The 25,472-nt window shown below is 67.1% G+C and carries 22 protein-coding genes; 7 read left to right on the plus strand and 15 right to left on the minus strand.

Translation table 11 applies throughout. The features are described from left to right. Nucleotides 1–190: 190 nt before the first annotated feature. The 3 genes from E3T25_RS11040 to E3T25_RS11050 all read right to left on the minus strand — a co-directional run bounded on the left by E3T25_RS11040 (nucleotide 191) and on the right by E3T25_RS11050 (nucleotide 2,074). Nucleotides 191–430, minus strand: a complete 240-nt coding sequence (locus tag E3T25_RS11040) for a hypothetical protein (protein WP_104103220.1) — start codon at nucleotides 428–430, stop codon at nucleotides 191–193. Then, nucleotides 430–762 carry an ArsR/SmtB family transcription factor gene (locus E3T25_RS11045; RefSeq protein ID WP_241980811.1) on the minus strand — a complete coding sequence of 111 codons (333 nt, stop codon included), beginning with the start codon at nucleotides 760–762 and terminating at the stop codon, nucleotides 430–432. Before E3T25_RS11045 ends, E3T25_RS11040 begins: the two co-directional genes overlap by 1 nt. Before the next feature lie 127 nt (nucleotides 763–889). Beyond that, nucleotides 890–2,074, minus strand: coding sequence for a cysteine desulfurase family protein (locus E3T25_RS11050; protein ID WP_134374240.1), 1,185 nt, complete (start codon nucleotides 2,072–2,074; stop codon nucleotides 890–892). 95 nt (nucleotides 2,075–2,169) lie between these two features. On the opposite strand from E3T25_RS11050, the gene glgX reads away from it, so the two are divergent. Both glgX and ybaK read left to right on the plus strand, forming a co-directional pair. Beyond that, nucleotides 2,170–4,212: a glycogen debranching protein GlgX gene (gene glgX, locus E3T25_RS11055; protein ID WP_134374242.1), complete on the plus strand. Its 2,043-nt coding sequence runs from the start codon at nucleotides 2,170–2,172 to the stop codon at nucleotides 4,210–4,212. Nucleotides 4,213–4,258: 46 nt separating this feature from the next. Beyond that, nucleotides 4,259–4,753, plus strand: a complete 495-nt coding sequence (gene ybaK / locus E3T25_RS11060; protein ID WP_198411422.1) for a Cys-tRNA(Pro) deacylase — start codon at nucleotides 4,259–4,261, stop codon at nucleotides 4,751–4,753. 58 nt (nucleotides 4,754–4,811) lie between these two features. Here ybaK and glgP read toward each other — a convergent pair whose 3' ends face one another. After that, nucleotides 4,812–7,385, minus strand: coding sequence for an alpha-glucan family phosphorylase (gene glgP / locus E3T25_RS11065; RefSeq protein WP_134374244.1), 2,574 nt, complete (start codon nucleotides 7,383–7,385; stop codon nucleotides 4,812–4,814). An 80-nt stretch (nucleotides 7,386–7,465) separates the two neighbouring features. Between glgP and E3T25_RS11070 the strand changes: the two genes are divergently transcribed. Further along, on the plus strand, nucleotides 7,466–9,541 hold the full coding sequence (locus E3T25_RS11070) for a maltotransferase domain-containing protein (RefSeq protein WP_174843938.1): 2,076 nt from the start codon (nucleotides 7,466–7,468) through the stop codon (nucleotides 9,539–9,541). After that, entirely contained in the window at nucleotides 9,538–11,883 is a 2,346-nt protein-coding gene (gene glgB, locus E3T25_RS11075) for a 1,4-alpha-glucan branching protein GlgB (RefSeq protein WP_134374246.1), read from the plus strand. Before E3T25_RS11070 ends, glgB begins: the two co-directional genes overlap by 4 nt. A 203-nt stretch (nucleotides 11,884–12,086) precedes the next feature. Here glgB and E3T25_RS11080 read toward each other — a convergent pair whose 3' ends face one another. Further along, complete coding sequence (locus E3T25_RS11080) at nucleotides 12,087–13,088, minus strand: tetratricopeptide repeat protein (protein ID WP_134374248.1); 1,002 nt, start codon at nucleotides 13,086–13,088, stop codon at nucleotides 12,087–12,089. Continuing rightward, nucleotides 13,085–14,887 (minus strand): DUF8094 domain-containing protein, encoded by a 1,803-nt coding sequence (locus tag E3T25_RS11085; RefSeq protein ID WP_241980812.1) that lies wholly within the window; start codon nucleotides 14,885–14,887, stop codon nucleotides 13,085–13,087. The genes E3T25_RS11080 and E3T25_RS11085 overlap by 4 nt, the downstream gene beginning before the upstream one ends. 251 nt (nucleotides 14,888–15,138) lie before the next feature. Here E3T25_RS11085 and E3T25_RS11090 point away from each other — a divergent pair, with 251 nt between their 5' ends. Further along, on the plus strand, nucleotides 15,139–16,761 hold the full coding sequence (locus E3T25_RS11090; RefSeq protein ID WP_134374252.1) for a coiled-coil domain-containing protein: 1,623 nt from the start codon (nucleotides 15,139–15,141) through the stop codon (nucleotides 16,759–16,761). Between the two features lie 20 nt (nucleotides 16,762–16,781). Then, complete coding sequence (locus tag E3T25_RS11095) at nucleotides 16,782–17,831, plus strand: AI-2E family transporter (protein WP_104103192.1); 1,050 nt, start codon at nucleotides 16,782–16,784, stop codon at nucleotides 17,829–17,831. 12 nt (nucleotides 17,832–17,843) lie between these two features. Here the strand turns inward: E3T25_RS11095 and E3T25_RS11100 are convergent, their stop codons facing one another. The 9 genes from E3T25_RS11100 to rpsB form a co-directional block, all read right to left on the minus strand. Further along, on the minus strand, nucleotides 17,844–18,572 hold the full coding sequence (locus tag E3T25_RS11100; RefSeq protein ID WP_104103189.1) for an alpha/beta hydrolase: 729 nt from the start codon (nucleotides 18,570–18,572) through the stop codon (nucleotides 17,844–17,846). 28 nt (nucleotides 18,573–18,600) lie between these two features. After that, on the minus strand, nucleotides 18,601–18,897 hold the full coding sequence (locus E3T25_RS11105; protein WP_134374254.1) for a hypothetical protein: 297 nt from the start codon (nucleotides 18,895–18,897) through the stop codon (nucleotides 18,601–18,603). A 39-nt stretch (nucleotides 18,898–18,936) separates the two neighbouring features. Next, a complete protein-coding gene (locus E3T25_RS11110) occupies nucleotides 18,937–19,539 on the minus strand; it encodes an aggregation-promoting factor C-terminal-like domain-containing protein (RefSeq protein WP_134374256.1) in 603 nt (200 codons plus the stop codon). 140 nt (nucleotides 19,540–19,679) lie between these two features. Further along, nucleotides 19,680–20,228 (minus strand): DivIVA domain-containing protein, encoded by a 549-nt coding sequence (locus tag E3T25_RS11115; RefSeq protein WP_134374258.1) that lies wholly within the window; start codon nucleotides 20,226–20,228, stop codon nucleotides 19,680–19,682. Between the two features lie 46 nt (nucleotides 20,229–20,274). After that, nucleotides 20,275–21,270, minus strand: coding sequence for a phosphatidate cytidylyltransferase (locus E3T25_RS11120; RefSeq protein ID WP_233194174.1), 996 nt, complete (start codon nucleotides 21,268–21,270; stop codon nucleotides 20,275–20,277). Nucleotides 21,271–21,285: 15 nt separating this feature from the next. Then, a complete protein-coding gene (gene frr, locus E3T25_RS11125) occupies nucleotides 21,286–21,840 on the minus strand; it encodes a ribosome recycling factor (protein ID WP_104103176.1) in 555 nt (184 codons plus the stop codon). Between the two features lie 31 nt (nucleotides 21,841–21,871). Beyond that, nucleotides 21,872–22,588, minus strand: coding sequence for a UMP kinase (pyrH, locus tag E3T25_RS11130; protein ID WP_104103173.1), 717 nt, complete (start codon nucleotides 22,586–22,588; stop codon nucleotides 21,872–21,874). 230 nt (nucleotides 22,589–22,818) lie between these two features. Then, nucleotides 22,819–23,646, minus strand: coding sequence for a translation elongation factor Ts (tsf, locus tag E3T25_RS11135; protein WP_134343040.1), 828 nt, complete (start codon nucleotides 23,644–23,646; stop codon nucleotides 22,819–22,821). 9 nt (nucleotides 23,647–23,655) lie between these two features. Beyond that, the gene (gene rpsB, locus E3T25_RS11140; protein WP_104103167.1) at nucleotides 23,656–24,576 is read right to left on the minus strand and encodes a 30S ribosomal protein S2; all 921 of its coding nucleotides are present in this window, start codon (nucleotides 24,574–24,576) and stop codon (nucleotides 23,656–23,658) included. Nucleotides 24,577–24,899: 323 nt separating this feature from the next. On the opposite strand from rpsB, the gene E3T25_RS11145 reads away from it, so the two are divergent. After that, nucleotides 24,900–25,463, plus strand: coding sequence for a M23 family metallopeptidase (locus tag E3T25_RS11145; RefSeq protein ID WP_134374260.1), 564 nt, complete (start codon nucleotides 24,900–24,902; stop codon nucleotides 25,461–25,463). Nucleotides 25,464–25,472 lie beyond the last annotated feature (9 nt).

Below are 25,472 nucleotides of genomic sequence, written 5' to 3' on the forward strand. Positions count from 1 at the left end.
TGACGAGTGTAATCGGGTGAGCGCCCCCGCGCAGCCCTCGCGCAGCCCTCGCGCAGCCCCAGCGCGGCAACTGCGTCGCTGCGCGCGTGGCGTGCCAGGCGCGCAGCGGCGCAGCCCCCGCGCAACGAAACGATGGGCCGGGACAAGCGACGACAGACGCCCGCGGCACCAGCCAGGGCCAGGGCCAGTGTCAGGGGATATCGGTCAGGGTTCGCTCAATCGAGGCGAGGCGAAGCTCCAGCAGGGCGAGCCGGTCGAGCACGGCCTGGTTGCTCGCGGTGCTCTGCTCGACGAGGCCGCGCAGGTCCGCCGCTTCGGCGAACTCCGCCTGCTTCTCGCGCGACCGCAGCACGGCCGCCACGATGCTCGATGTGACGCCGGCGATAATGCCGACAATGGCGATCCAGGCGAACCAGGGAATGTTGTCCATCAATGTGTGCTTTCTGTGTCGGCTGCGACCGCCGCAACGATGCGTGCGACGTTGGTGGTGACCTCGAACGAAACGACCTCGAAAAATTTCAGGGCCTTGCCGTCGTCGGAGAGTTCGAGGTGCCCGGTCACGTAACCGGCCGATTCGAGTCGTTGCAGGTGCATGTACAGCAGGGCCCGGGACATCCCCAGCCGGCGGGCGAGCTCACTCACATGGAGGGACTCCTCCGCCAGCAGGGCGATGATGCGGAACCGGTGCGGGTTGGCGAGGGCGGACAGCCGGGCGATGTCCTCGTCGAGCGTCATCGTGCCCACGCTCCCCTCGACATCCATCTACCTGCAAAAAATACCTTACACGTGTAGGCCCAAGCCGTCCAGCACCGCCACGTCAGCCGCGCGGCAGCTGCGCCGCGGGTGAGGAGCGACGACGTGCAGCAGAGCACGGATGCCGCGGCGCGGCTCAGCGGCCCGGCATCCGGTCGGCCAGGCCGGCCCGGGCCGCCCGGACGTGGGCGGCCGGGAGGGCGGCGAGCAGAGCGTCGACGTCGGCCTCGGTGTTGGTGCGGCCGAGGGTGATCCGCAGGGCGCCGCGCGCCTCCACTTCGCTGCGGCCCATGGCGCGCAGCACGTGGGAGGGCTCGGCCACGCCCGCCTGGCAGGCAGATCCCGTGGACACCGAGATACCCGCCACGTCGAGCAGAAACAGGAGCGAGTCACCCTCGCAGCCCGGGAAGCTGAAATGCGCGGTGCCCGGCAGATGGTTTTGCGGGTCCGGGTCGCCGTTCACCACAACGGAGGGTACGGCCGAAGAGACGCCGACGACGAGTCGCTCGCGCAGCGCGGAGATCCGCGCGTTCTCCGCCGGAAGGTCGTGCAGGGCGTTTGCCGCGACCGCGAACGCCACGGCCGCCGCGACGTCCTGGGTGCCGCTGCGTACCTGACGCTGCTGCCCGCCGCCGTGCAGCAGCGGCTCGACCGTGGCCCGGCGCGAGAGGGCGAGCGCCCCGATCCCCACCGGGCCGCCGATCTTGTGTGCCGAGACGCTGAGCGCGGCCACGCCGGCCCGGCTGAGGGCGTGGAAATCGATCGGAACGTGGCCGTACGCCGCCACCGCGTCGACGTGCACCGGGATGCCGTGCGCCGCGGCGAGCGCGGCCACCTCGGCGACCGGCTGCAGGGTTCCGACCTCGTTGTTGGCGCTGAGACAGGTGATCAGGGCGATGTCGTCGGGGTTCGCGGCGATGGATTGGGCAACCGCTGCCAGGTCGATCCGGCCGACGGCGTCCAGCGGCAGCCACTCGACTACGGCTCCCTCGTGCCGATCGAGCCACTCGACCGTGTCCATGGTGGCGTGGTGCTCGCCTCCGGGAACGAGGATGCGGGTGCGCGGCTGCCTGGCCCAGAACAGCCCCTTGATGCCGAGGTTGATCGCCTCGGTGCCGCCGCCGGTGAAGACTACCTCGATCGGGTCGCAGCCGAGGCTGGCAGCGACCTGCTCGCGGGCCTCCTCGAGCATCCGTTTTGCGTTCTGACCCTGGCTGTGAACGGAGGCGGGATTGCCCACCACCCGCATCGCCCGAACGTAGGCGTCAATGGCTTCGGGCAGCATGGGGGTGGTTGCCGCATGGTCCAGATAGATCGCCATCTCGCTCCTTTCGCGCTCGCTCGAGTTTCGCCAGGTCCCACCGGCGGGTCTCCTGGTGGTAAATCACGGCTTCTGTACTCATTACTCTAGAACGCATGACCCCGCCTGATCCCCTGCGCAGCCTCGGCGTGCGAGTCACGACCCACGGCGGCGAACTCCGCGTGTGGTCGGAGACCGCCGACGCCATCGACCTGTGCATCTTCGACGCCACCGACCCCCACTGGATCATCAAGACCGTGCCCATGGTCAAGGATGAGCACGGCGTCTGGTCCGGACACTCCCGAACCCTCTCCCCCGGACGCCGCTACGGCATCCGCGTCTCTGGTCCCACCGCCCCCCGCAACTCCTTCCACCCCGAGAAGACACTGATCGAACCCTATTCCCGGGGACTCGTGCGGGTCGGCCCCGACCAGTGGCAGTCTTCCGTAGTCGACGGCGATTTCGACTGGGCCGGTTCGGTCAAACCGAGGATCGCCCTGGACCACACCGTGGTCTACGAGGCCCACGTTCGCGGCCTCACCAACCTCAGCCCCTCGGTGCCGGCGAACCTCCGCGGCACCTATGCGGGCCTTGCCCACGAGTCGACCATCGGCTACCTGAAGAACCTCGGCGTGACCAGCGTCGAACTGTTGCCGGTGCAGGCGTTCGTGTCCGAGCAGCGCCTGATAAAGCAGGGTCTGAGTAATTATTGGGGTTACAACACCTTCAACTTCTTTTCACCGCACGCCGACTACGCCACCCAGAAGTCCCAGGCCGCCGGTCCCGAAGCGGTGCTCCGGGAATTCAAGGGCATGGTCAAGCTCCTGCACGAGGCCGGCCTCGAGGTCATCCTCGACGTGGTCTACAACCACACCGCCGAGGAGGGCCCGAACGGCCCCGTCAGCAGCCTCCGCGGCATCGACAACGCCGCCTACTACCGGCAGAACAGCGCCGGCGGATACATCGACGTCACGGGTTGCGGCAACACCCTGAACTTCTCCCACGACGTTCCCCGCCGACTCGTGCTCGACTCGCTGCGCTACTGGGCGAACGAGGTGCAGATCGACGGTTTCCGCTTCGACCTGTCCGCCACGCTCGCCCGGGACGAGAACGTCGACTTCCAGGCGGACAGCCCGCTGCTCGCCTCGATCACGGCCGACCCGGAACTCTCGACGGTCAAGCTGATCGCCGAGCCCTGGGACATCGGGATGGGCGGCTGGCAGACCGGCAATTTCCCGGACGGCTGGACCGAGTGGAACGACCGCTACCGCGACCGCATGCGGTCGTTCTGGCTGACCGACCTGGCGGCCGCCCGCGACGGGCACGCCGGGAGCGGGATCGGGCGCTTTGCGACCCGCCTCGCAGGTTCCGCGAACACCTTCTCCCGGGAGCGCGGCCCGCTCGCCTCGCTCAACTTCATCACGGCCCACGACGGTTTCACGATGGCCGATTTGACCTCTTACAACGTCAAGCACAACGTCGGCAACGGGGAGTCGAACCGCGACGGCACCGACTCCAACAACTCGTTCAATCACGGCGCGGAGGGTCCGACCCGGGACCGGGACATCCTGACCGCCCGGCGCAAGGCCATGCGCAACCTGCTCGCGACCCTGCTGCTGTCGGCCGGCGTGCCGATGATCACCGCGGGCGACGAATTCGGTCGCAGCCAGCGCGGCAACAACAACGCCTACTGCCACGACAGTGAGCTCACCTGGTTGAACTGGGACCTCGACGACTGGCAGGAGGACCTGCACCGGGTGACCCGGCGCCTGCTCCAGCTGCGCCGCGAGAACCCGGCGCTGCGCCCGGTACGGTTCGGACGCCCCGGTGAGACGACCCTCAGCGCCAGCGAAATGAATTGGTACAACGCGGAGGGCCGGTCCATGTCCGAGGACGACTGGCACTCGTCCGGTGAGCGCACTCTGCAGTACCTGGCGGCGAGCACCCCGGAGCACGAGGATTTCAACCGTATCCTGCTGATCGTGCAGGGCCGTGAGGAGGAGGTGACGGTGACGCTGCCCCTGCACACGGGCGTCACCTCGTACTCGCTGCTCTGGGATTCCAGCCACGACGACCTGAGCGACGCCGTCATCGAGCACGCCCCCGGCGACCGGTTCCTCGTACCGGCCGCCTCGATGCAGCTGCTCCGGGCGCACTGAGCGTGGGCAACCGGACCATGGGCAACCGGACCGGGGGCCGCTGACCGTGGCCAAACGGGTGGAGGGAAGCGCCGGTACTCCGGCGACGGTAGCGCTGGTGCGCGCCGGCATCCCGTTCACCCCGCACGCCTACCCGCACGAGGCGTCGTCGACGAGTTTCGGCCTGGAAGCGGCGGAGAAACTCGACGTCGCCGCCGGCCGGGTGTTCAAGACTCTACTGACGGATGTCGACGGCCGGCTGGTCGTCGGCGTCGTGCCGGTCACCGGCCAGCTCGACCTCAAGGCTTTGGCCACCGCCGTGGGTGCAAAGAGGGCCGTGATGGCAGACCCGTCGCTCGCCGAGCGCAAGACCGGCTACGTGGTGGGCGGTATCAGCCCGATCGGCCAGAAGAGCCGGCTCACGACCGTGGTCGACGAGAGCGCCCTGACGTTCGACACCGTCTTCGTCTCCGGCGGGCGCCGCGGTTTCGACATCGAGCTGACGCCGGCCGATCTGGCCCGGGCCGCCTCCGCGGTCTTCGCGGCGATCGCGCGCCCGTAACCGCACGAAAAAACACCTCCGTCGGAACGAAGGTGCTTTTTCGTGAGGCCGGTCAGCGCTAGCCGGCGACGGCGATCAGACCCATCTCGGCGGGGCTCACCAGAAGCGCGTTGTGCGGCACGACCCGCACCGTGTAGCCGAATGCGCCACCACGGTCGAGTTCTATCGTGCCGGTGAAGAGCGTCGGCGTACTGGCATCCGTCGCACCGGTCCCCAACGGTTCAGTATTGAGCGGCAGGGTATTGACGTCACTCAGGTCGTCATTGGTGAGGCTCTTGCCGTAGACGACCTCGACGGTGACGTCCTCGGGCGCAAGACCGTTCAGCTGCACGTGTGCGCGGAGGTGCAGTTCGTCGCCGACCTGCGGCACCGGGGCGACGCCGCCGGATTCGACGTGGGTCACGGCGACGCCGGGCCAGGCCGAGACGATCCGCCCCTTCCAGGCGGCCAATTCCCGGGCGGCCCGGTAGTTGTTCTCGGACAGGCGGGCCGCGGCTGTGCCGGCAGGCCGGTACAGCTCCTGCACGTACTGGCGCACCATCCGACCGGCGTTGAGTTCCGGTGAGAGCTTCGCAAGCGTCTGCCGAATCGAGGAGACCCAGCGTTCGGGCACTCCGTCGGCGTTGCGGTCGTAGAACTTCGGTGCGACCTGGTGCTCGATCAGCTCGTACAGCGCGTCCGCCTCGAGCCGGTCACGTTCGGCCGCGTCACCGGCGGCGTCAGCGGTGGGGATCGCCCAACCGTTGTTGCCGTCGTAGTATTCCGGCCACCAGCCGTCGAGGATCGACAGGTTGAGGGCGCCGTTGAGGGCCGCCTTCATGCCGGACGTGCCGCACGCCTCGAGCGGGCGCAGCGGATTGTTGAGCCAGACATCCGTGCCTGGGTACATCAGCTGGGCCATACCGATGTTGTAGTCGGGCAGGAACGCGATCTTGGTGCGCAGCGCCGGGTCGGCCGCGAACTGCACGATCCTCTGGATCAGGCGCTTGCCCTCCTCGTCGGCCGGATGCGATTTGCCTGCGATTACGATTTGGATCGGGTGTTCGGAGTGCAGCAGCAGCGCGCGCAACCGCTCGGGGTCGTGCAGCATCAGGGTCAGACGTTTATAGGTCGGCACGCGGCGGGCGAACCCGATCGTGAGAACGTTCGGGTCGAAGACCCGCCCGATCCAGGACGGCACGATGCCGCCCGGGTTCTGGCCCTCCCAGGCCGCGGCGATCCGTCGGCGGGCGTCCTCGACGAACTGCAGGCGCATCTGGCCGCGCACCTGCCACAGGTCCGTGTCGGACACGGCGGGCGACGCCCAATCGGCGTCGGACGTGTCGCTGGTGCCCAGACGGCTCTGCGCGAGCGCGAGAAGGGCCGGGTCGGTCCAGGTGGGGGCGTGCACACCGTTCGTGATCGAGACGATCGGCACGTCGTCGGCGTCGAAACCTGGCCATAGACCCTTGAACATCACCCGGCTGACCTCGCCGTGCAGCTTCGAGACGCCGTTGGCGCGCTGCCCCAGTCGCAGGCCCATCAGGGCCATGTTGAAGACGTCCGGGTTGCCATCCTGGAAGTTCTCCGCGCCGAGGGCGAGGAGGTCGTCGACGGCGACGCCCGGAAGCAGGTCGGTCTCGAAGTAGCGCCGCACCAGGCTGCGCTCGAACCGGTCGATGCCGGCGGCGACCGGCGTGTGGGTCGTGAACACCGTTCCGGCCCGGGCCACCTGCAGCGCCTCCGAAAAACTGAGCCCCTCGCCAATCAGGCTGGAGATGCGCTCGAGGCCGAGAAAACCGGCGTGACCCTCGTTGGTGTGGAACACCTCAGGGTCGGCCTGGCCGTTGAGGCTGCTCCACTTCTTCACGGCGCGCGCGCCGCCGATGCCGAGCAGCAGCTCCTGCAGCAGACGGTGTTCGCCGCCGCCGCCGTAAAGGCGGTCGGTGACCAGTCGCAGGTCGTCGGTGTTCTCGGGGATGTCGGTGTCGAGCATCAAGAGCCGGATGCGACCGACCATCGCCTGCCAGACCCGCGCGTGCAGGGTCCGGTCGTCGGGAAGTGCGAGGGAGACCTGCACGGGCGAGCCGTCGGCCCGGCGCAGCACCGACAGCGGCAGGCCGTCGGGGTCGAGCAGCGGGTAGCTCTCCAGCTGCCAGCCGTCGGGTGAGATGGCCTGGCTGAAGTACCCGGCACGGTAGAACAGGCCAACACCGACCAGCGGCACGCCAAGGTCCGAGGCGCTTTTCAGGTGATCGCCGGCGAGGATGCCGAGGCCGCCCGAGTACTGCGGCAACGCGGCGGCGATGCCGAACTCCGGGGAGAAATAGGCGATGGATGCCGGCTTGTCGCCCTCGAGCCCCTGGTACCAGCGGGGCTTCTCGAGGTACTCGCGCAGTTCGTCGCGGGTGGCGTTCGCCCACGCCACGTAGTCGTTGTCCTGGGCGAGGGCTTCGAGGCGGGCCGTGTCGACGGCCCCCAGCAACGCGACCGGGTCGGTACCGCTCTCACGCCACAATTTAGGGGCGATGTGCTCGAACAACTGGCGGGTCGGCTCATGCCAGGACCAGCGCAGGTTGCCGGCAAGCTCGTCGAGCGCGGCGAGCGACTCGGGCAGCACGGTTCGGACGGTAAATTTGCGGATCGCTTTCACATCCTCAGCCTAGGCGCGGGGCGTGTCCGGCGGGTGAATAGAGGCAGCATTACACCCCCAATCCGCGCTACGGTCAGTAGGTGGCTAAGACAGTAAAACGCACAGGCGCGGCTCCTGAAACCCTCGGCGCCGTTCAGGAAGTCCAGACGACAGACCCGGCAGAACCCCGGATCGGCCGTATCCCGATCCTCGATCTGTCCCCTCAGTTGAACGACGACCTCTGGCCCGCGAAGGCGTTCGTGGGCGAAGCGGTTCCGTTCGCCGCGACCGCGTTCAGGGAGGGACACGACCTCATCGGCGTCATGCTGCTGCTGACCGCTCCCGATGGAACCGAGTCGCAGCATCCGATGTCCCTGAACTCCCCCGGCACCGACCGCTGGGAGACGCTCGTCACCCTCGGAACCCAGGGCCGCTGGACCTACCGCGTGCGCGCCTACGCCGACGACTGGGCCACCTGGCGGCACAACGCCTCGCTGAAGATCCCCGCCGAGGTCGATGTGGAACTCATGTTCCTGATCGGCTCTGAGCTGCTCATCCGAGAGAGCGCCGTCAAGACCCGCCCTCTGAACGAGCGGCGCACGTTCACCGCGGCCGCGAAGTCCCTCGTCGACCCGGCCAAGTCCGTCGCCGCCCGCTTCGATGTGCTCAGCAGCCCGAAGCTGGCTGCCGCGGCCGCCGTGCGCCCGATGGCTAGCCTCGAATCGGTCTCGGAATCCCGGACCGTGCTGGTCGAACGCACCCGAGCCGGCGTCGGCTCCTGGTACGAGTTCTTCCCTCGGTCGGAGGGCGCCGTGAAGCGCGCCGACGGCTCCTGGCAGAGCGGCACCTTCCGCACCGCGGCTAACCGGCTTCCGGCCGTCGCCGCGATGGGCTTCAACGTGCTCTACCTGCCGCCGATCCACCCGATCGGCCTGGCTTTCCGCAAGGGACCCAACAACACCCTCAACGCCGGACCGAACGACCCCGGCTCGCCCTGGGCGATCGGGTCGGCGGACGGCGGCCACGACGCCATCCACCCGGACCTCGGCACCGTCGCCGACTTCCAGTTCTTTCTTGCGGTCGCTCGCGAGAACGGCCTCGAGGTCGCGCTCGACCTGGCCCTGCAGGCGTCGCCCGACCACCCCTGGGTCACCGAGCACCCGGAGTGGTTCACCACGCTGCCCGACGGGTCCATCGCCTACGCCGAGAACCCGCCGAAGAAGTATCAGGACATCTACCCGGTCAACTTCGACAACGACCCTCTGGGTATCCGCGCCGAGGTGCTGCGGATCGTGCGGTACTGGATCGGAGTGGGCGTCAATATCTTCCGGATCGACAACCCGCACACGAAGCCGCTCGATTTCTGGGAGTGGCTGATTTTCGAGATCAACGCCGAATTCCCCGATGTCTTCTTCCTCGCCGAGGCCTTCACCCGGCCGGCCCTGCTGCAGGGCCTGGGCAAGGTGGGGTTCCAGCAGTCGTACACCTACTTCACCTGGCGCAACACGAAGCAGGAACTCGCGGAATTCTTCGATGGCCTCGCCCACGAGACCGCCGACTTCCTGCGACCGAACCTGTTCGTGAACACTCCCGACATCCTCTCCGAGTATCTGCAGTTCGGCGGCCCGGCGGCGTTCAAGATCCGGGCGGCCCTCGCGGCCACCGCGGCGCCGACCTGGGGCGTGTACACGGGCTTCGACCTGTTTGAGTGCGTGGCCCGGCCCGGCGCCGAGGAGAACATCGACAACGAGAAGTACCAGTACCGGCCGCGTGACTTCGCGGGCGCCGAAGCGGCCGGCGCGTCCCTGGCGCCCTACCTCACCCTCCTCAACCGCATCCGCGCCGAGCACCCGGCCCTCGGGCAGCTGCGCAACCTCGATCTCCACGAGAGCGAAGACGAGGGGATCCTCGTCTACAGCAAATTCCTCGACGCGCCGTTCACAGGCAGCGGGCACTCGGACGCGTTGATCATCGTCGCCAACGTCGACCCCCACTCCGTGCGCCAAACCGTCGTGCACCTCGACGTCGCCCGGTTCGGTCTGCCGTACGGCTCCGTGTTCGAGGTCGAGGACCTGATCACCGGTGCCATCTGGACCTGGTCGGCCGACAACTTCGTGCGCCTCAACGCATTCACCGAACCGGTGCACATCCTGCACGTGAAAGGACCAGCTCAATGAAGCACGCACAGGGAGGTCCGGCGGCCAAAAGGGCCGCAGACAAGAAGACCGCTGACAAGAAGACCCTGGACAAGGCGGGCGCCGCCCAGCCTCAGGGAACCGTCAAGGCGAGCGTGCCGAAGCCTGCCGGAGCGCTGCACTCCCCCGCGCCGTTCGAGCTGCCGGTCATCGCCGACCACGTCCTCCAGGCCGTCTCCACCGGCAGCTACTACAACCCGCACGAGGTCCTCGGCCAGCACCTGATCGAGCAGGCCGGTATCGCGGACCCGCTCACCGTCATCCGTGCCCTCCGCCCGCTCGCGACCGAGGTCTTCGCCGTGCTGCCCACGGGCGCGCATGTGGAGCTGGCTCACCTGGGCCACGGTATCTGGCAGGGCGTGAGCACTCTCGGCCTTCAGGACTTCCTGCTGGAGGCCCGCTACAGCGACGCCCCCACCTGGATCGTCGATGACCCCTATCGCTACCTGCCCACCCTCGGCGAGCTCGACCTGCACCTTCTCGGCGAGGGTCGACACGAACGCCTGTGGGATGTTCTCGGCGCCCACTACCGGCCGAACGCGGGCCCGCTCGGCACCACGTCTGGCACATCCTTCGCCGTGTGGGCCCCGCATGCCCGGGCCGTCCGCGTGATCGGCGACTTCAACGCCTGGACCGGCACGCTGCACGCCATGCGCAACATGGGCAGCACCGGGGTCTGGGAGTTGTTCGTGCCCGGGCTGACCGCCGGCTCCAACTACAAGTTCGAGCTGATGACCCGCTCGGGCGACTGGGTGCGTAAGGCCGACCCGATGGCCCGCTACACCGAGATCCCACCCAAGACGGCCTCCATCATCGGTGAGACCAGCTACGAGTGGGCGGATGCCCGCTGGCTCACCGACCGTTCGGCCACCGACCCCCACAACCGGGCCATGAGCATCTACGAGATGCACGTCGGGTCGTGGCGTCCGGGGCTGAGCTACCGCGACCTCGCCGACCAGCTGATCGACTATCTGAACGAACTGGCGTTCACGCACGTGGAGTTCATGCCGCTCACCGAGCATCCGTTCGGCGGCTCGTGGGGCTACCAGGTCACCGGCTACTACGCGCCGACGAGCCGGTTCGGCCACCCCGACGACCTGCGCTACCTGATCGACCGGCTGCACCAGGCCGGCATCGGCGTCTTGATGGACTGGGTGCCCGGGCACTTCCCGAAGGACGACTTTGCGCTGGCCCGCTTCGACGGCGAAGCGCTGTATGAGCATCCCGACCGTCGCCGCGGCGAGCAGATGGACTGGGGCACCTACGTCTTCGACTTCGGCCAGAAGCAGGTTCGCAACTTTCTGGTCGCGAACGCCCTCTACTGGCTCGAGGAGTTCCACATCGACGGGCTGAGGGTCGACGCCGTGGCCTCGATGCTCTACCTGGACTACTCCCGCGAAGACGGTCAGTGGGAGCCGAACATCCACGGCGGCAACGAGAACCTCGAAGCGATCAGCCTGTTGCAGGAGATCACGGCCACCGCCTACAAGCGCAATCCCGGAGCGGTCATGATCGCCGAGGAGTCCACTAACTGGGGTGGGGTCACGGCGCGGACCAGTGCCGGTGGTCTCGGGTTCGGTTTCAAATGGAACATGGGCTGGATGCACGACACGCTGGAGTACATGCAGGTCGACCCGATGTACCGGGCGCACCACCACAACCAGATCACGTTCTCATTCGTCTACGCGTTCAGCGAGAATTTCCTGTTGCCGATCAGCCACGACGAGGTCGTGCACGGCAAGGGCTCGCTGGTCGCGAAGATGCCCGGTGACTCCTGGCAGCAGCTCGCCAACGTGCGCGCCTACCTCGCCTTCATGTGGGCGCACCCCGGCAAGCAACTTCTGTTCATGGGCCAGGAATTCGGGCAGCGCTCCGAGTGGAGCGAAGAGCGCGGCCTGGACTGGTGGACCCTCGACCAGCCGGCTCACCGCGGCCTGTTCACGCTTGTCGGTCAACTGAACCGGGTGTATCGGTCGAACCCGAGCCTTTGGGCTAAGGACAACGACCCGAGCGGCTTCGAGCTGCTCGAGGGCGGCGCGGCCGCCCAGAACGTGGTCTCGTTCCTGCGCTGGGACACCGACGGCAACCCCATTGCCTGCCTGTTCAACTTCTCCGGGGCGCCGCACAACGGTTACCAGGTCGGCCTGCCGTTCGCCGGGGTGTGGGAAGAGATTCTGAACACGGATGCCGCGGACTTCGGCGGCTCGGGGGTCGGAAACCTGGGTGCCGTGACCGCGCTCGACGTGCCGTGGGCCGGACGCCCGGCATCCGCTGTGGTGACCTTGCCCCCGCTGGCCGGTCTCTGGCTGCGCCTGCAACGCTGACCCGCTTCGCCCCAGTTCGCGAGAGCGCGGAAATGGCCCCGTCGAAACGCCGACGGGGCCATTTTTTTGCCACTTCGGACGCGTGGGCCTGAGCGACTCCATTCCAAACGAATTCGACGGAGATTTTGCCGAAATCAGCGCTAGACACCACTAAAAAACGGTTCTAGACCAAAATCTCCGTCGAATTGGTTCGACGCCGTCATCTAGTACAGCAGCGCGGTGAGGCGGGAGCGGGTGGGCGGCACCCGCGGGTCGTCTTGGCCGATGACCTCGAACATCTCCAGGATGCGCTCGCGGATCAGGTTGCGGCCGGCCGGCTCCTGCGCGGGAAAGAGGGCGAGCAGCCGATCGAAGGCATCCTCGATGTGACCGCCGGAGAGGTCGAGGTCGGCGACCGCGAGCTGCGTTAGCAGGTCGTCGGGCGCGGCCGCGGCGGCTGAGCGGATCTCGGCCATGGTCTTGCCGTGCAACCGGGCCAGGAGGCTCACCTGGGCCAGGCCGGCGACGGCCATCTGGTCCCGGGGGTCCCGCGCCAGCGCGGTCTTGTAGAGAGCGATCGCCGCGTCATAGTCTCCGCGGTCGATGGCGTCGTAGGCCTCTTGGTGCAGCGGCGGCAGCTCGGGTTCTCCGGAGGCCGGCGCCTCCGCTTCGGCGTCGCCGGAGGCCTCCGGGGCGGCGGCAATGGCGGTGACGCCGTGCTGCGCCGCGAGCTCGAAGACCCGGTGCAGAACCTCGCGCACCTGGCCCTCAGGCAGTGCGCCACTGAACAGCTGCACCGGCTGACCGCCGATCACGGCGGCCACGGTCGGGATCGATTGCGCCTGGAAGGCCTGGGTGAGCTGCGGGTTCGAGTCCACGTCGACCTTGGCCAGCACGAACTGGCCGGCGTATTCCAGGACGAGCTTTTCCAGGATCGGCGTGAGCTGCTTGCACGGCTCACACCATTCGGCCCAGAGGTCCACGATGACCGGAACACTCATCGAGAGTTCCAGTATTTCGCCGAAATTCGCATCCGTGCCCTCGAGCACGAGGCTGGGTACCGCGACCGGACCCGCCGCGGGTGTACCGGGCACGCCCGGCGCCGGCGGTGCGCCCGGCACCGGCGGTGCGCCCGCGGCCGGCGCCGGTGGACGGTTCACCAGCGTAGACAGGTCGACGGCTCCGCGCAGGTTCATGCCGGACAGGGACGGGGGGACAACACTCATGGAAGCTCCGTTGATGAGATCAGACCCTGGGAGAAACCAAGGAAGACGATTTTTTCGTTCGAACCGGCGGCCGGAACATGGAACAGGAGCTGGTCGCCGTAGGTGCTGGTGATGCCCTTGGCCGTGGCGGTGATGCCGGAGAGGGCCTTGCTGGCACCCTCGGGGCTCACGGTCGCGCCGGCATCCACCGGTTTCACCGTCTCGGTCTCGGTCAGGCTCACGGCGACGATACTGCCGGAGTCGTTGGTCGCCAATGCCACGGTGCGCCCGGTGCCGGCGGCCGCACCGAATTCGATCGACGCCGTCGAGGGCAGGCCGGCCTGGCGTGAGGTCTTCAGTTCGGTGACCTGGGTGCGGAAGCTGTCGCCCTCCGCCTCGAACAGGGCGTAGGAGGGGCTGGCCTCCCCCAGCTGGAGCACGTCGGCGTAGGCCGCGGCGACCTGGTCGGGTGAGAGCAGGAGGAACGTGGAGTCGGGTGCAATGATCGGGGCGCCGATGGTCGCCGGGGCGACCTTGGGAACCGTGGCGGCCGCTTCAAGCTGAATCATGTATTCGACCAGGTAGTCGGCCCGCGGCGACTCCTGTCGCAGCACGAGGGCCGTCGGCGCGGCGGCAGTGTCAGCCTCGTCCTGGAGGACCGTCATGACGACGCGCGGCCAGGTGGAGGACTGCTGCGGCAGCGTGAGCCGGAGGGGTGACGTGGGCAGCGCCGGCAGCGCGGCGATGGCCGGGTCGGCCCCCCGGATCTTGTAGTTCGCCAGTCGCTTCTCCAGTGCCGGGCCGGTGAACCGGGTGGCGAGGATGTCGGCGTTGAGGTTCGCATCGGCATCCGCGGTCAGCGAGGCGATATCGGCCACGATGCGTTCGAGCTGCGGCACCGTCACGGCGGGCGGCGGCACGTCCTGGGCCGGGCCGGCGGTGTCGGTCGGAGTCGGCGTCCCGCTGGTGGCGGCGTCGGGAGCGGACGTGGCCGGCCAGAAATCGGCCGAGCAACCGCTGAGCACCAAACCGCTGACCAGGATCAGGGGCATGGCGACCGTGGACCGAGCGATCGACTTACCGGATCCGTTGATCTGGCTCGGCTTGATGGCCTTCGGACGGGGCACGCGCGGGAGCCGGGGCATCCGTGGCCCGCGGGGCAGATTGCGGCGGGGACCGCGGGAGCGGCGCAGGTGCAGGAGCGCCAGGAGGTAGATGATCAAGCCGATTAGGCCGACGGCCGCGCCGCCGACGATCAGCGGGCCTGCCCAGGGTGTGGAGTTGTCGGTGGGCCAGGACAGGCTGACATCTGTGGGCGCGGAGGCCGTGCCGTCGGAGGCCACGATCAGGGAGATGCCGTCGGGAACCTTGAGAGTGGTGGTCAGCGTGTTCTCAGCCGTGAACTCCTGCAGCCACAGGTCGGAGCCCTCCGGGTTGGTGACCGTCTCCGACTCAGCCGCGGAGTCCGCTGGCGCCGCAGAGCCGGACTCAGACTCGGCGGCCGATTCGGCCTCCGTAGCCGGATCGATGAGTGTGCTGCTGAGGGCGACCGTGTCCTTGTCCTTGCGGATGTCGACGTACGGTTCGTCTCCGAGCCACGCCTTGACGTCGTCGGTGCGCCCGTAGGCCAGGAAAACCGTGTCGGAACCGCTGACTGTGATCGTCTGGCTTCCCGGCACGGCGTTGAGAGCACTGGGCTCGACCACCGCGAAGCGGGCGTCCTCCACGGATGCGCTCAGGCTCACCGAGGCCGGATCGAGAAAAATGGTCCGCTGGGCGATGCCGAGCACAATCATTGCCGCAGCAAGGACGAATGCCACTATGGCAAGAACAAAACGCACGTCAACCCTCCTGTGTCGCCGGCCGCTCATCGCGCACACGGGCACGTTGGACCCGGATGCGGGCCCGATCAGCAACAGACAGGACGTCTTACGATACTGGTTGCCCCTGAGAGGCACCTAATAATCCCTCGGGTTGGGACGCGCCAGTGCCTCCTGAACAGACTAAAATTGTGGAGGCTTCCTTCGTCAGTCCGTAAACGGGGGTCAGAGGCCCATTTTGAGGAGACAGCGTGGCGAACGACGAAGCAGACTTCACCCAGGTATTCCGCGGCTACGACCGCGACGAAGTCGACAAGACCATCCAGGGACTGCGCCGCGACCTGATTCAGGCGAATACCCAGGGCACCGAGGCGAAGAAGGAAATCAAACGTCTCACCACCCAGATCGACGATCTGAACGCGGAAATCGAAGAGGTCGGCAGCCCCACGTTCTCCGGCCTCGGCACCAAGCTCGAGAACACCCTGCGCGTGGCGGAAGAGCAGTCGACGAGGGTGATCGCCCAGGCGGACATCGACGCCGAACGGCTACGCGCCTCCGCAGCAAGCGAAGTGCAGACCCTGCTCCGCGAGGGCAAGGAGCAGGCCGAACGGGCACTGTCGGATGCCGCGGTCAAGGCCGGCCGCATCCTCAATGATGCCGTCGCTGAAGCCGACGACTTACTCGCCCGGGCCCACGAGGACTCCACCACGCTCACCCAGGACGCCGTGCACGAAGCGGCGGCCATCCGCGGAGCGGTGGCCACCGAGGCCGCCGAGCTGCGCGCAACCGTGAAGCGGGAAGTCGCCGCGATCCGCTCGGAAGCGGAGCGCGAGGCCGCCGAGGTTCGCGTGGTGGCCCAGCGGGAGGCGACCGAGGCCCGCGAGGTCGCGGCCGGGCTCACGAGCGAGACCGAGTTGACCCGCTCCGAAGTCGCCCACGAACTCGACCAGCAACGCGCCGACCTGGCCCGGGAAACCGAACAGGCTCGCATCGACCTCGCCGCCGAGACGGAACAGCACCGCATAGACCTCGCCCGGGAAACCGAACAGGCTCGCATCGAACTCGCCCACGAGACCGAGCAGGCCCGCAACCTTCTCGCAATCGAGATCGAGCAGGCGAAAACCGACATCGAACGGGAGACGCTGCAGCAGCGCGCCGATTTGTCCGTTGAAAGCGAGCAGGCCCAGACCGACCTAGCCCGCGACCTCGAACGCCAGCGCGCCGACCTCAGCCGCGAGGTCGACAAGGCGCGCGTGGGCCTCGCGGCCGAGATCGAACAGTCACACGCCGACCTCGGTCGGGACAATGAGCAGACCCGCGCCGACTTCACCGCCGAAAGCGAGCAGCTGCGCATCGACCTGGAGAACCATCTAACGGCCACCCGCAAGCGGGGAGAGCACGAAGCCGCCAAGCTCAAGCGCGAGATCGATCAGACCAGGGCCGACCTCGACGTCGAGCTGAAGGCCCGGCGGGACGAAGCGGAGCAGGGCCAGCTGCAGCGCCACCAGGAGGCGGTGGCCCAGACGCAGAAGTTCGTCGCGGATGCCACCAAGCAGCTTGCCGAGACCAACCGGCGCACGGTCGAACTGCGCGCATTGAACGACCAGCTGGACGCCTCCGCCCGCGACGAGGTCAGGGCATCGAAGAAGGTTGCCGAGGAGTCGGCGGAACGTCTGGTGCGGGACGCCGAGACGCGGGCCGCCGCGCTGGCGACCGATGCCGAACTGCGCACGCGCGTGCTTGTGGCAGACGCGGAGGAGCGTCTGTCCCAGATTAGGATTGAGCGTGACGCCGTGGCCGGCTACTTCGAGAGCCTGCGCGGTCTGCTCACACAGGCGGAAAAGGTCGCCGCCAGCGACGACGACGAGCGCTGACACCAGCCGAGGGAATATCAGTGAAGATCCAGAATGCTTTTCGCGTCGGACTGATCGGCACCCTGGGCGTCGGCGTCGGCCTGCTCATCATCACGTCGGTGATCACTCTGCAAACGATCATCACCTACATCGGTGCGGCACTGTTCCTCGCGCTCGGGCTCGACCCGGCCATCTCCTGGCTGGAGAAGAAGAGGTTTCCCCGCTGGGCAGCCATGCTCACGGTGCTTGTTGCCGTGATCGGGGTTCTGACCGGAGTGATCTTCGCCGTCGTGCCGATCATCGTCAACCAGGTCTCCAACCTCTCCAAGGCCATCCCGGACCTGGTCACTTCGATCAACACCTCCACCTTTCTCGCCGATGTACAGAGGCAGTTTCCGGCTCTCCCGCTGTCGAAAATCACAGAGTCGGTCACCGATTTCGTCGGCGGCAACATCACCAACATCACGAGCACGATCATCCAGTCCGGCCTCGCCATCGTCAGCGGACTTTTCGGCGCCCTGATCATCCTGATCCTCACGCTGTACTTCACGGCATCGCTGAACAGCATCAAGCAGGCCGTATACCAGCTGGTACCAGCCTCGAAGCGGGCTCGGTTCGCCGATCTCAGCGAGCAGATCACGACATCCGTCGGCCGATTCGTGATCGGCCAGGGAGCCCTGGCGCTCTGCAACGGCGTGCTCAGCTTCACCTTCCTGTCGATCATCGGCGCGCCGTTCCCGGCGCTGCTCGCGCTGATCGCGTTCCTGTTCTCGCTGATCCCCCTCGTGGGCACGATCTCCGGGTCGATCATCATCGTGCTGACCTGCCTGATCCCCGGAATCGGCAGCTCGACGTTCACAGCGTTGGTCGCCGCGATCTACTACCTGATCTACATGCAGGTAGAGGCCTACCTGCTCAGCCCCAACATCATGAACCGGGCCGTGTCCGTTCCCGGCGCCGTCGTTGTGGTCGCCGCTCTCGCGGGCGGCAGTCTGCTCGGCATCCTCGGCGCGCTGATTGCCATCCCCGTCGCCGCGGCAACCATCATGATCATCAAGCAGGTCGTGATCCCCCGACAGAACAAACTCTAGGCCGATCGGGTACTAGGCCGACGCAGTCCACTCCGTGGGCAGAGGCGCGGCGGCCGGGTTGACCACGGCGACGATCTCGTCGAGTACGCGGCGGGTGGCACTCTCCCCCACCCACAGGTGCTTCCCGCCCTCCACGGCGATGAGCCGGGTGTCCGGCACGCTCGCGAAGCGTTCCCGGGCCTCCTCGGGGCGGAGATAGTCGTCGAACTCGGGGATGACGGCCACCAGCCGCGCGTCCCGGCCGGTCCAGGCGGCCAGCTCGGCGTCAGAGGCCCGGTGCAGTGGCGGAGACAAGAGGATGGCACCCCGGATCGGGTGCTCCAGGCCGTACTTGATTGCAAGCTCCGTGCCGAACGACCAGCCGAGCAGCCAGGGATCGGGCAGCCCGCGCTCGGCGACGAACGCCATCGCGGCGGCAACGTCGAGGCGCTCATCGACGCCGCCGCCGAAGCTGCCGCCACTCGTGCCGCGCGGCGAGGTCGTGCCGCGAGTGTTGAAGCGCAGCACCGCCAGGTCGGCCAAGGCCGGCAGCCGCCCGGCCGCCTTGCGCAGGATGTGCGAGTCCATGAAGCCGCCGTGGGTGGGCAGCGGATGCAGCGTCACCAGCGTCGCCACCGGTGCCCGGCTCACGGGCGTGGCCAGTTCGCCGACCAAGGTCAGGCCGTCCGCGGTGTGCAGCTCGATCTGCTCGCGCACGGCCGGTAGCTCGACGCCGCCGCGAATTTCCACACTCGAAGTCATGGTTTCTCCCCTGGTGCCGCTTGGGCGGTTATTTGATCTTCCAGCAGTGCGAGTGCCAGTGGCGCCTCGCGGCAAGGTCGGATGCCTCACCCATGACGCCGTCGCCGCGCCAGGCGACCACGTGCGCGGTGCCGGGCGCAACCTCGCGGTGGCAACCGGGGCACACGTACGATTTCACGGCTTGCGGCCCCGGTACGGGTTGCACCGTCCAGAGGCCGTCGCGGCGGGTTTCCGTGCGTCGCCAGCCGGCGCGCATCCGCTCAAGGCCGTCATCAGCGGCTCCCGGACTGGGCTTGCGGCCACGGGGTCGGTTGCTGCGGGCCATTGAGCCAGTCTACGTGCGAGCCTGGAAGCACAAGGAGCGCTAGTACCAGCCGACGTCGCCGGAGTGCGCCCAGGCGCCGCAGGGGGTGCCGTAGCGGCCCGAGATGTAGCCGAGGCCCCACTGGATCTGGGTCGCGGGGTTGGTCGCCCAGTCGTCGCCGGCGGTGGCCATCTTGGAGCCCGGCAGTGACTGCGGGATTCCGTAGGCACCGCTGGAGCTGTTCTCCGCATTGACGCGCCAGCCGGACTCCTTGTTCCAGAGCGACACGAGACAGTTGAACTGATCGTCGCCCCAGCCGCGGGCGGCCACCGCATCAGCGGCGATCGCCTGCGCCGAACCGGGGTCAGGAACGGCCGCCGATGGAGCCGAACTCGACGCGGACTTGGACGCGACGGGAGCGGCGACGGGAACGGGAACGGGTTTCTCGGTGACGGTGAAACTGTCACGCGTGAAGATGTTCGAGGCTGCCGCAGCGACCTGGATCTCCTGGGCTGCCTCACCGTTGAATCGGTCGCCGGCAACCTGGAAGTAGGGTGACGCCGTCGCGCCGGAATACGGGTCGACGATAGAGACGAGCACGAACGCCGCTGCGGCGGTGAAGGCGAAGAAGGGGACGCGCCCGCGCGAGCGGGACCTTCTCATTCTCACCTTGAAGGGCCTGCCGGCGTGTTCGGATGCAATGATGTTCAAATGTCTACCCACGATTTGCCGATCCTATCGGAAATCCGACATAACAGCCAGATAACGGTGCCGATTGACCTCGACACGGCGCGCGGCGCAACTCAACGGACGGCCAGGATCACATCGACGACGCTGTCCAGCACAACGTCGACCTGGGCTTCCCGGTAACCGCCGCGCTGGGGCCGGAACACGGCGCAGCGCACATCTTCCACCGTTATGGGGAGCCCGTCTTCGAAGTACCGGACGAGCTTGTGGGAGAACCGGTCGACATCCGCCCGGCTGTAGCCGACGCTGAGAACGCTCACCCGGTGGAAGCGGTGTCCGTCCTTCCGGCTGAGCCGGTTCACGAGCACCTGAGCGAGGTCATGCACCTCAGCGAGCCACGCCTCGGTGCCCTGCGCCTGCGCCGCACGGTCCCGGTCGCGCGTCGCGAAGGCGTCTTCGAGACGCTCGAGGGCCGCATCCACGTGCGCAGGCGAATATCCGCCCTTGTGCATGCTGAACGCAGTGTGACGGATGTCCTCGGCGGTCAACTCGACGCTGTCGTCGGTGGCGTCATACGCTTTTCGGGCGACAGCGAGGAACTCCTCCACCTGCGGAGCGCTGTAGCCGAGCGTCTTCTTGCCGGTCCGAGGGAAGGTGGAGGTCACCGGAACATTCTGCCTCACTGCCGCGCGCCTGACTAAACCGAGGCCGCTAAGCGAAAATCAGGTAGAGGGCGTACGCGGCTGCGGCCGACGGCAGGATCGAATCCAACCGGTCGAGGAGACCGCCGTGACCAGGCAGCCAGGAACTCATGTCCTTGATGCCGAGGTCACGCTTGATCAGGGATTCGGCCAGGTCGCCGAAGGTCGCGCTGAACAAGATGACCACACCGAAGACGAGGCCGAACCACCAGGGCTGGTCGAGCATGAACACTGCGAGCAGCACGCCGATCCCGATACAGGCGACGCCGGCGCCAGCGAACCCTTCCCAGGTCTTCTTCGGGCTGATTGAGGGGACCATGCGGTGCTTGCCGAAGCTGAGGCCGGCGGCGTACGCCGCGGTGTCGGCTGAGATGACCAGCAGCAGGAAGGCGAGGGTCCACCACTGCCCGTCGGGCTGGGCGACCAGGAGCACAGAAAAGCTGCCGAGAAAGACGACGTAGGCCTGGATCAGGAAGCCACCACCGATGTCGCCGAGCACCTCCCGGGAGGGAGCGCGGTGGGCGCGCCGGACGAGAAAAGCCAGCCGCCACAGGGCGATCAACCCAATGCCGGCGAGCGTACCCAGCCACTGGCCCGCCGCGCCGAGGTAGAACGCGGCAGGCACGACACCCACGGATGCCAGGACGACCGGTACGCGCGGCACGTTACGTCCGGCGAGACGGAGAGCCTGAGCGAGCTCGAAGGCCGTGAAGCCCACGAACGCGATCGCGCAGACCATGAACAGGTCTTTGATGAAGATGAGGCTGAACAGCATGAACAAGCCAAGCGCGAGCCCGATCAGGGTTGCCAGGATCAGGTTGCGCCCGGTGCGCGCCTGGATACGTTCCTGAGTCGCATCCAGCTGCGCCCGGGTCGCCAGCATTTGACGTTCGAGATCGGCCTTCTTCGACTGCATCTGGGCCCTGAACTCGGCGCGACTGACACCATGCTCGCGCTTGGCGCGCAGCCCTTCGCGTTCTCCGGAATCGCCTGATTCGTCCGTCATGAGGCTGGATCGTCCTTAGATCTCGAGGAGTTCTGCTTCTTTGCGCTTGAGGGCGTCGTCGATGGCATCCACGTGGGTCTTGGTGATGTGTTCGAGTTCTTTCTCGCCGCGGGCCACGTCGTCGTCTCCCACTTCACTCTTGAGGGCGTCGAGGTCGTCCTTGGCCTTGCGGCGCAGGTTGCGCACCGACACCTTGGCATCTTCGGCCTTGGTGCGCACGATCTTGACGTATTCCTTGCGGCGGTCCGCGGTCAGCTCCGGCAGCGTGGCCCGGATGACGTTGCCGTCGTTTCCGAGGTTGGCGCCCAGGTTCGGAGTGTCGCGAATGGCCTGCTCAATGTCTCGCAGGGCGCCCTTGTCGTACGGCCCGATCAGGAGCGTGCGGGCCTCCTGGTTCTGCAGCGAGGCGAGCTGTTCCAGTGGCGTCGGTGTGCCGTAGTAGTTCACCAGGATCTTGGCGAACATCTGCGGGTTCGCACGACCGGTTCTCACGGTCGCGAAGTCGTCTTTGGCAGCTTCCACGGCCTTGTGCATGCGGGCGGTGGCGTCGGACAGAACATCCGTGATCACGATGACTCCTTCTTCGATGGCGTTGTCAAGCTTAGTTGGAGACAAGGGTTCCCAGATCGGCGCCGAGAATGGCAGCCGTCACGTTGCCGTGCGGGGCCATGCCGAACACCTGCATGGGCATTCCGTTGTCCATGCAGAGGCTGAAGGCCGTCGAGTCGACGACCTTGAGGCCGCGCTGCAGGGCCTCCTGGTAGGTGATGTGGTCGATCTTGTGCGCGTCCGGGTTGGTGCGCGGGTCGTCGGAGTAAATCCCGTCGACGCCGTTCTTGGCGACGAGCACGATGTCCGCATCGATTTCCAGGGCACGCTGGGCCGCAACCGTATCGGTGGAGAAATAGGGCAGCCCGGCGCCCGCGCCGAAGATGACCACGCGGCCCTTTTCGAGGTGGCGTTCCGCGCGACGAGGGATGTACGGCTCGGCGACCTGGGTCATCGCGATCGCGGACTGCACCCGTGTCTCGGATCCGGCCTGCTCGAGGAAGTCCTGGAGGGCAAGGGCGTTCATCACGGTGCCGAGCATGCCCATGTAGTCGGCACGGCCGCGGTCCATTCCACGCTGGGACAATTCGGCGCCGCGGAAGAAGTTGCCGCCGCCGACGACGATGGCGATTTCCACCGTCTTGGCCGCCTCGGCGATCTCGCGGGCGAGGGCGCTGATGACGTCGGGATTGACGCCCAGGCTGCCTGCCCCGAAGGCTTCGCCGGAAAGTTTGAGGAGGACCCTGCGCTTCTTGACCGTGTCTGACATTCTGTGCGCTTCTTCCCTCGTGATGCTCTGTGCCGTGCTGTGCCGTGCTGTGCCGTGCAGTGTTGCGTTGGGTTGGGTTGTGTTGTGTTGTGTTGGGTTGTGTTGCGCCGTGCCGTGCCGTGTTCCGGCGGTGTTCTAAAACTACTGGGTGGGCTGGTGGGTGCCCACACACAGAAGGAGACCGGATTGCGACTGCAACCCGATCTCCTTCACTACGATCAAACGACCGGTTACGCGCCGACCTTGAATCGGGCGAAGCCCGAGACGGTCAGTCCGGCGTCAGCCAGGACCTTGCTGACGGACAGCTTGTTGTCCTTGGCATAATCCTGTTCGAGGAGTGCAACCTGCTTGAAGTACGCGGTGACGCGACCCTCGACAATCTTGGGCAGTGCAGCCTCCGGCTTGCCCTCGTTCTTCGAGATCTCGGTGACGATCCGGCGTTCGGCCTCAACGAGGTCGGAGGGAACGTCTTCGCGAGCGAGGTACTCAGGGTTCGCGAAGGAGATGTGCTGAGCCACGCTGCGCGCGGTCTCCGCGTCACCTCCGGAGTAACCCAGAACAACGCCGACCTGCGGGGGCAGGTCCTTGCTGGTCTTGTGCAGGTAGATCGCGAACTTCTCACCCGCGACGGATGCGACGCGGCGAAGTTCGAACTTCTCGCCAATGATCGCGGCCTCGCCGTCGATGAGCTGGCCGACGGTCTGACCGTCGACCGGAGCGGCCAGGCCTTCCTCGACCGTGGTGGCCGCGGCAGCGGCGACCGCGTCCAAGACCTTCTCGGCTAGTGCAACGAACTTATCGCCCTTGGCGACGAAGTCGGTCTCGCAGGCGAGTTCGATCAGGGTGGCGGTGTTGCCGATTTCCTTGGCAGCGACGAGTCCCTCGGAGGTGGAACGATCGGCGCGTTTGGCGTTACCCTTCGCACCCTTCATTCGAAGGATTTCGACGGCCTTTTCCATGTCGCCTTCGGCTTCAACGAGGGCGTTCTTGGTGTCGACCATGCCGGTACCGAGGCGCTCGCGCAGCGCTTTGACGTCTGCGAGGCTGATGCTTGCCATGCTTGGTCCTTACTTGGTTTCTTCGGCGGGAGCGTCGGCTGCAACAACGGCTGCGGCTTCGGCTTCTGCGGCTGGGGCTGCGGCGGCTTCCTCGTCGGCAACCGGCGCGGCCACGACGGCCTCTGCGGTCTCGTCGGAGACGGCGACGGCTTCGTCAGCTGCCGGGGCGTTCTCGGCAGGAGCGGCCAGGAGTTCGGCTTCCCACGCGGCGAGAGGCTCGATTTCAGCCTCCGGCTTGGCGTGGCGCTGGATGAGGCCCTCGGCCGCAGCGTCCGCGATGATGCGGGTCAGCAGGCCGACGGAACGAATGGCGTCGTCGTTGCCCGGGATCGGGTACTGGACGTCGTCCGGGTCGCAGTTGGTGTCGAGGATCGCGATGACGGGGATGCCGAGCTTGCGGGCTTCGTCAATGGCGAGGTGCTCCTTGTTGGTGTCCACAACCCACAGCGCCGACGGCGTCTTCGTGAGGTTGCGGATGCCGCCGAGGCTCTTGTGCAGCTTGACGAGCTCGCGCTTCTTGATGAGCATTTCCTTCTTCGTGAAACCGCTCTTGGCGGTGTCCTCGAAGTCGAGCTCTTCAAGCTCTTTCATGCGGGCCAGACGCTTGGAAACGGTCTGGAAGTTGGTGAGGAGGCCGCCGAGCCAGCGCTGGTTGACGTAGGGCTGGCCCACGCGGATGGCCTGTTCGGCGATCGATTCCTGCGCCTGCTTCTTCGTTCCGACGAAGAGGATGGTGCCGCCGTGGGCAACCGTCTCCTTGACGAAGTCGTAGGCCTTGTCGACAAACCCGAGCGACTGCTGCAGGTCGATGATGTAGATGCCGGAGCGCTCCGTGAAGATGAAGCGCTTCATCTTCGGGTTCCAACGGCGGGTCTGGTGCCCGAAGTGCACGCCGCTGTCGAGCAGCTGGCGGATGGTTACGACGGCCATGAGCCGTTCTCCTTGTCCGGCGCGCGCTGCGATGCAGACGAACGCCAATCGGTTTGTGTCGTGATCGGATGATCACCACTCCTGGTGCCCGGCACAGAACCGCCTCGCATCTGAAAGAAACGAGGACCGAGTGGGTCTGGAGGCCGAGTGGGCACGCGTAGTCAGCACGCAAGCGCTGCTCCTCAAAGGTTAGCACCCACGGGGGTGCCCCGTGCGCGCGCCGGCACGTGCGGGCGTCCCTCCCCAGGCGGGTTGGTACGGGATCCGGTCACGGATACCGCCCTCGCCGGTTTAGGGCGGGACGGAGGCCGCACGGTGGTGGCATGAATGCCTTCCGTCTGCTCATCGCGGCCGCGCTGCTGCCGCTGTCCTGCCTGTCCATGGTGCGGAGCGACGCGGCGGGTGTGACATTACCCGGGGCGGCGTCGGTCACGGAGACATCCGCGGAGACGGCCACCTCCGGCACCTGGCACTGGCCGCTGGCTCCGCCGCATCCGTTGCTCCGGGGTTTCCTGGCGCCGGCCACCCAGTATGCGCCGGGCCATCGAGGTCTGGACCTGTCGGCCGAGGCCGGCCGGGAGGTGGTTGCACCGGCCGAGGGTATCGTCTCGTTCGCCGGGGTCGTGGTCGACCGCCCCGTACTCTCGATCGAACATGCCGACGGCCTGGTATCCAGCATCGAGCCGGTGTCGGCCAGTGTCGCGGTCGGTGACCGGGTCGCGGCAGGGCAGCCCGTCGGCCAGGTTGCCGACGGCGGGCACTGCGCTGGGCAGTGCCTGCATCTTGGCGCCCGGTTGAACGGTGGCTATGTGTCACCACTGCTGTATCTGGTCGGAGTTCCTCGCGCGGTGCTGCTGCCAGCACTGCTCCTGAGAGGAGACAGCTGAGGGGCCGGC

This window comes from Cryobacterium sandaracinum, assembly GCF_004403415.1.
Taxonomy (GTDB): domain Bacteria; phylum Actinomycetota; class Actinomycetes; order Actinomycetales; family Microbacteriaceae; genus Cryobacterium; species Cryobacterium sandaracinum.

Excerpts from the sequence above, each read along its gene's own strand:
- E3T25_RS11040 (WP_104103220.1), bottom strand. The coding sequence starts at position 430 with ATGGACAACATTCCCTGGTTCGCCTGGATCGCCATTGTCGGCATTATC.
- E3T25_RS11045 (WP_241980811.1), bottom strand. The coding sequence starts at position 762 with ATGGATGTCGAGGGGAGCGTGGGCACGATGACGCTCGACGAGGACATC.
- E3T25_RS11050 (WP_134374240.1), bottom strand. The coding sequence starts at position 2,074 with ATGGCGATCTATCTGGACCATGCGGCAACCACCCCCATGCTGCCCGAA.
- glgX (WP_134374242.1), top strand. The coding sequence starts at position 2,170 with ATGACCCCGCCTGATCCCCTGCGCAGCCTCGGCGTGCGAGTCACGACC.
- glgB (WP_134374246.1), top strand. The coding sequence starts at position 9,538 with ATGAAGCACGCACAGGGAGGTCCGGCGGCCAAAAGGGCCGCAGACAAG.
- E3T25_RS11080 (WP_134374248.1), bottom strand. The coding sequence starts at position 13,088 with ATGAGTGTTGTCCCCCCGTCCCTGTCCGGCATGAACCTGCGCGGAGCC.
- E3T25_RS11100 (WP_104103189.1), bottom strand. The coding sequence starts at position 18,572 with ATGACTTCGAGTGTGGAAATTCGCGGCGGCGTCGAGCTACCGGCCGTG.
- E3T25_RS11105 (WP_134374254.1), bottom strand. The coding sequence starts at position 18,897 with ATGGCCCGCAGCAACCGACCCCGTGGCCGCAAGCCCAGTCCGGGAGCC.
- E3T25_RS11110 (WP_134374256.1), bottom strand. The coding sequence starts at position 19,539 with ATGAGAAGGTCCCGCTCGCGCGGGCGCGTCCCCTTCTTCGCCTTCACC.
- E3T25_RS11120 (WP_233194174.1), bottom strand. The coding sequence starts at position 21,270 with ATGACGGACGAATCAGGCGATTCCGGAGAACGCGAAGGGCTGCGCGCC.
- pyrH (WP_104103173.1), bottom strand. The coding sequence starts at position 22,588 with ATGTCAGACACGGTCAAGAAGCGCAGGGTCCTCCTCAAACTTTCCGGC.
- tsf (WP_134343040.1), bottom strand. The coding sequence starts at position 23,646 with ATGGCAAGCATCAGCCTCGCAGACGTCAAAGCGCTGCGCGAGCGCCTC.
- rpsB (WP_104103167.1), bottom strand. The coding sequence starts at position 24,576 with ATGGCCGTCGTAACCATCCGCCAGCTGCTCGACAGCGGCGTGCACTTC.
- E3T25_RS11145 (WP_134374260.1), top strand. The coding sequence starts at position 24,900 with ATGAATGCCTTCCGTCTGCTCATCGCGGCCGCGCTGCTGCCGCTGTCC.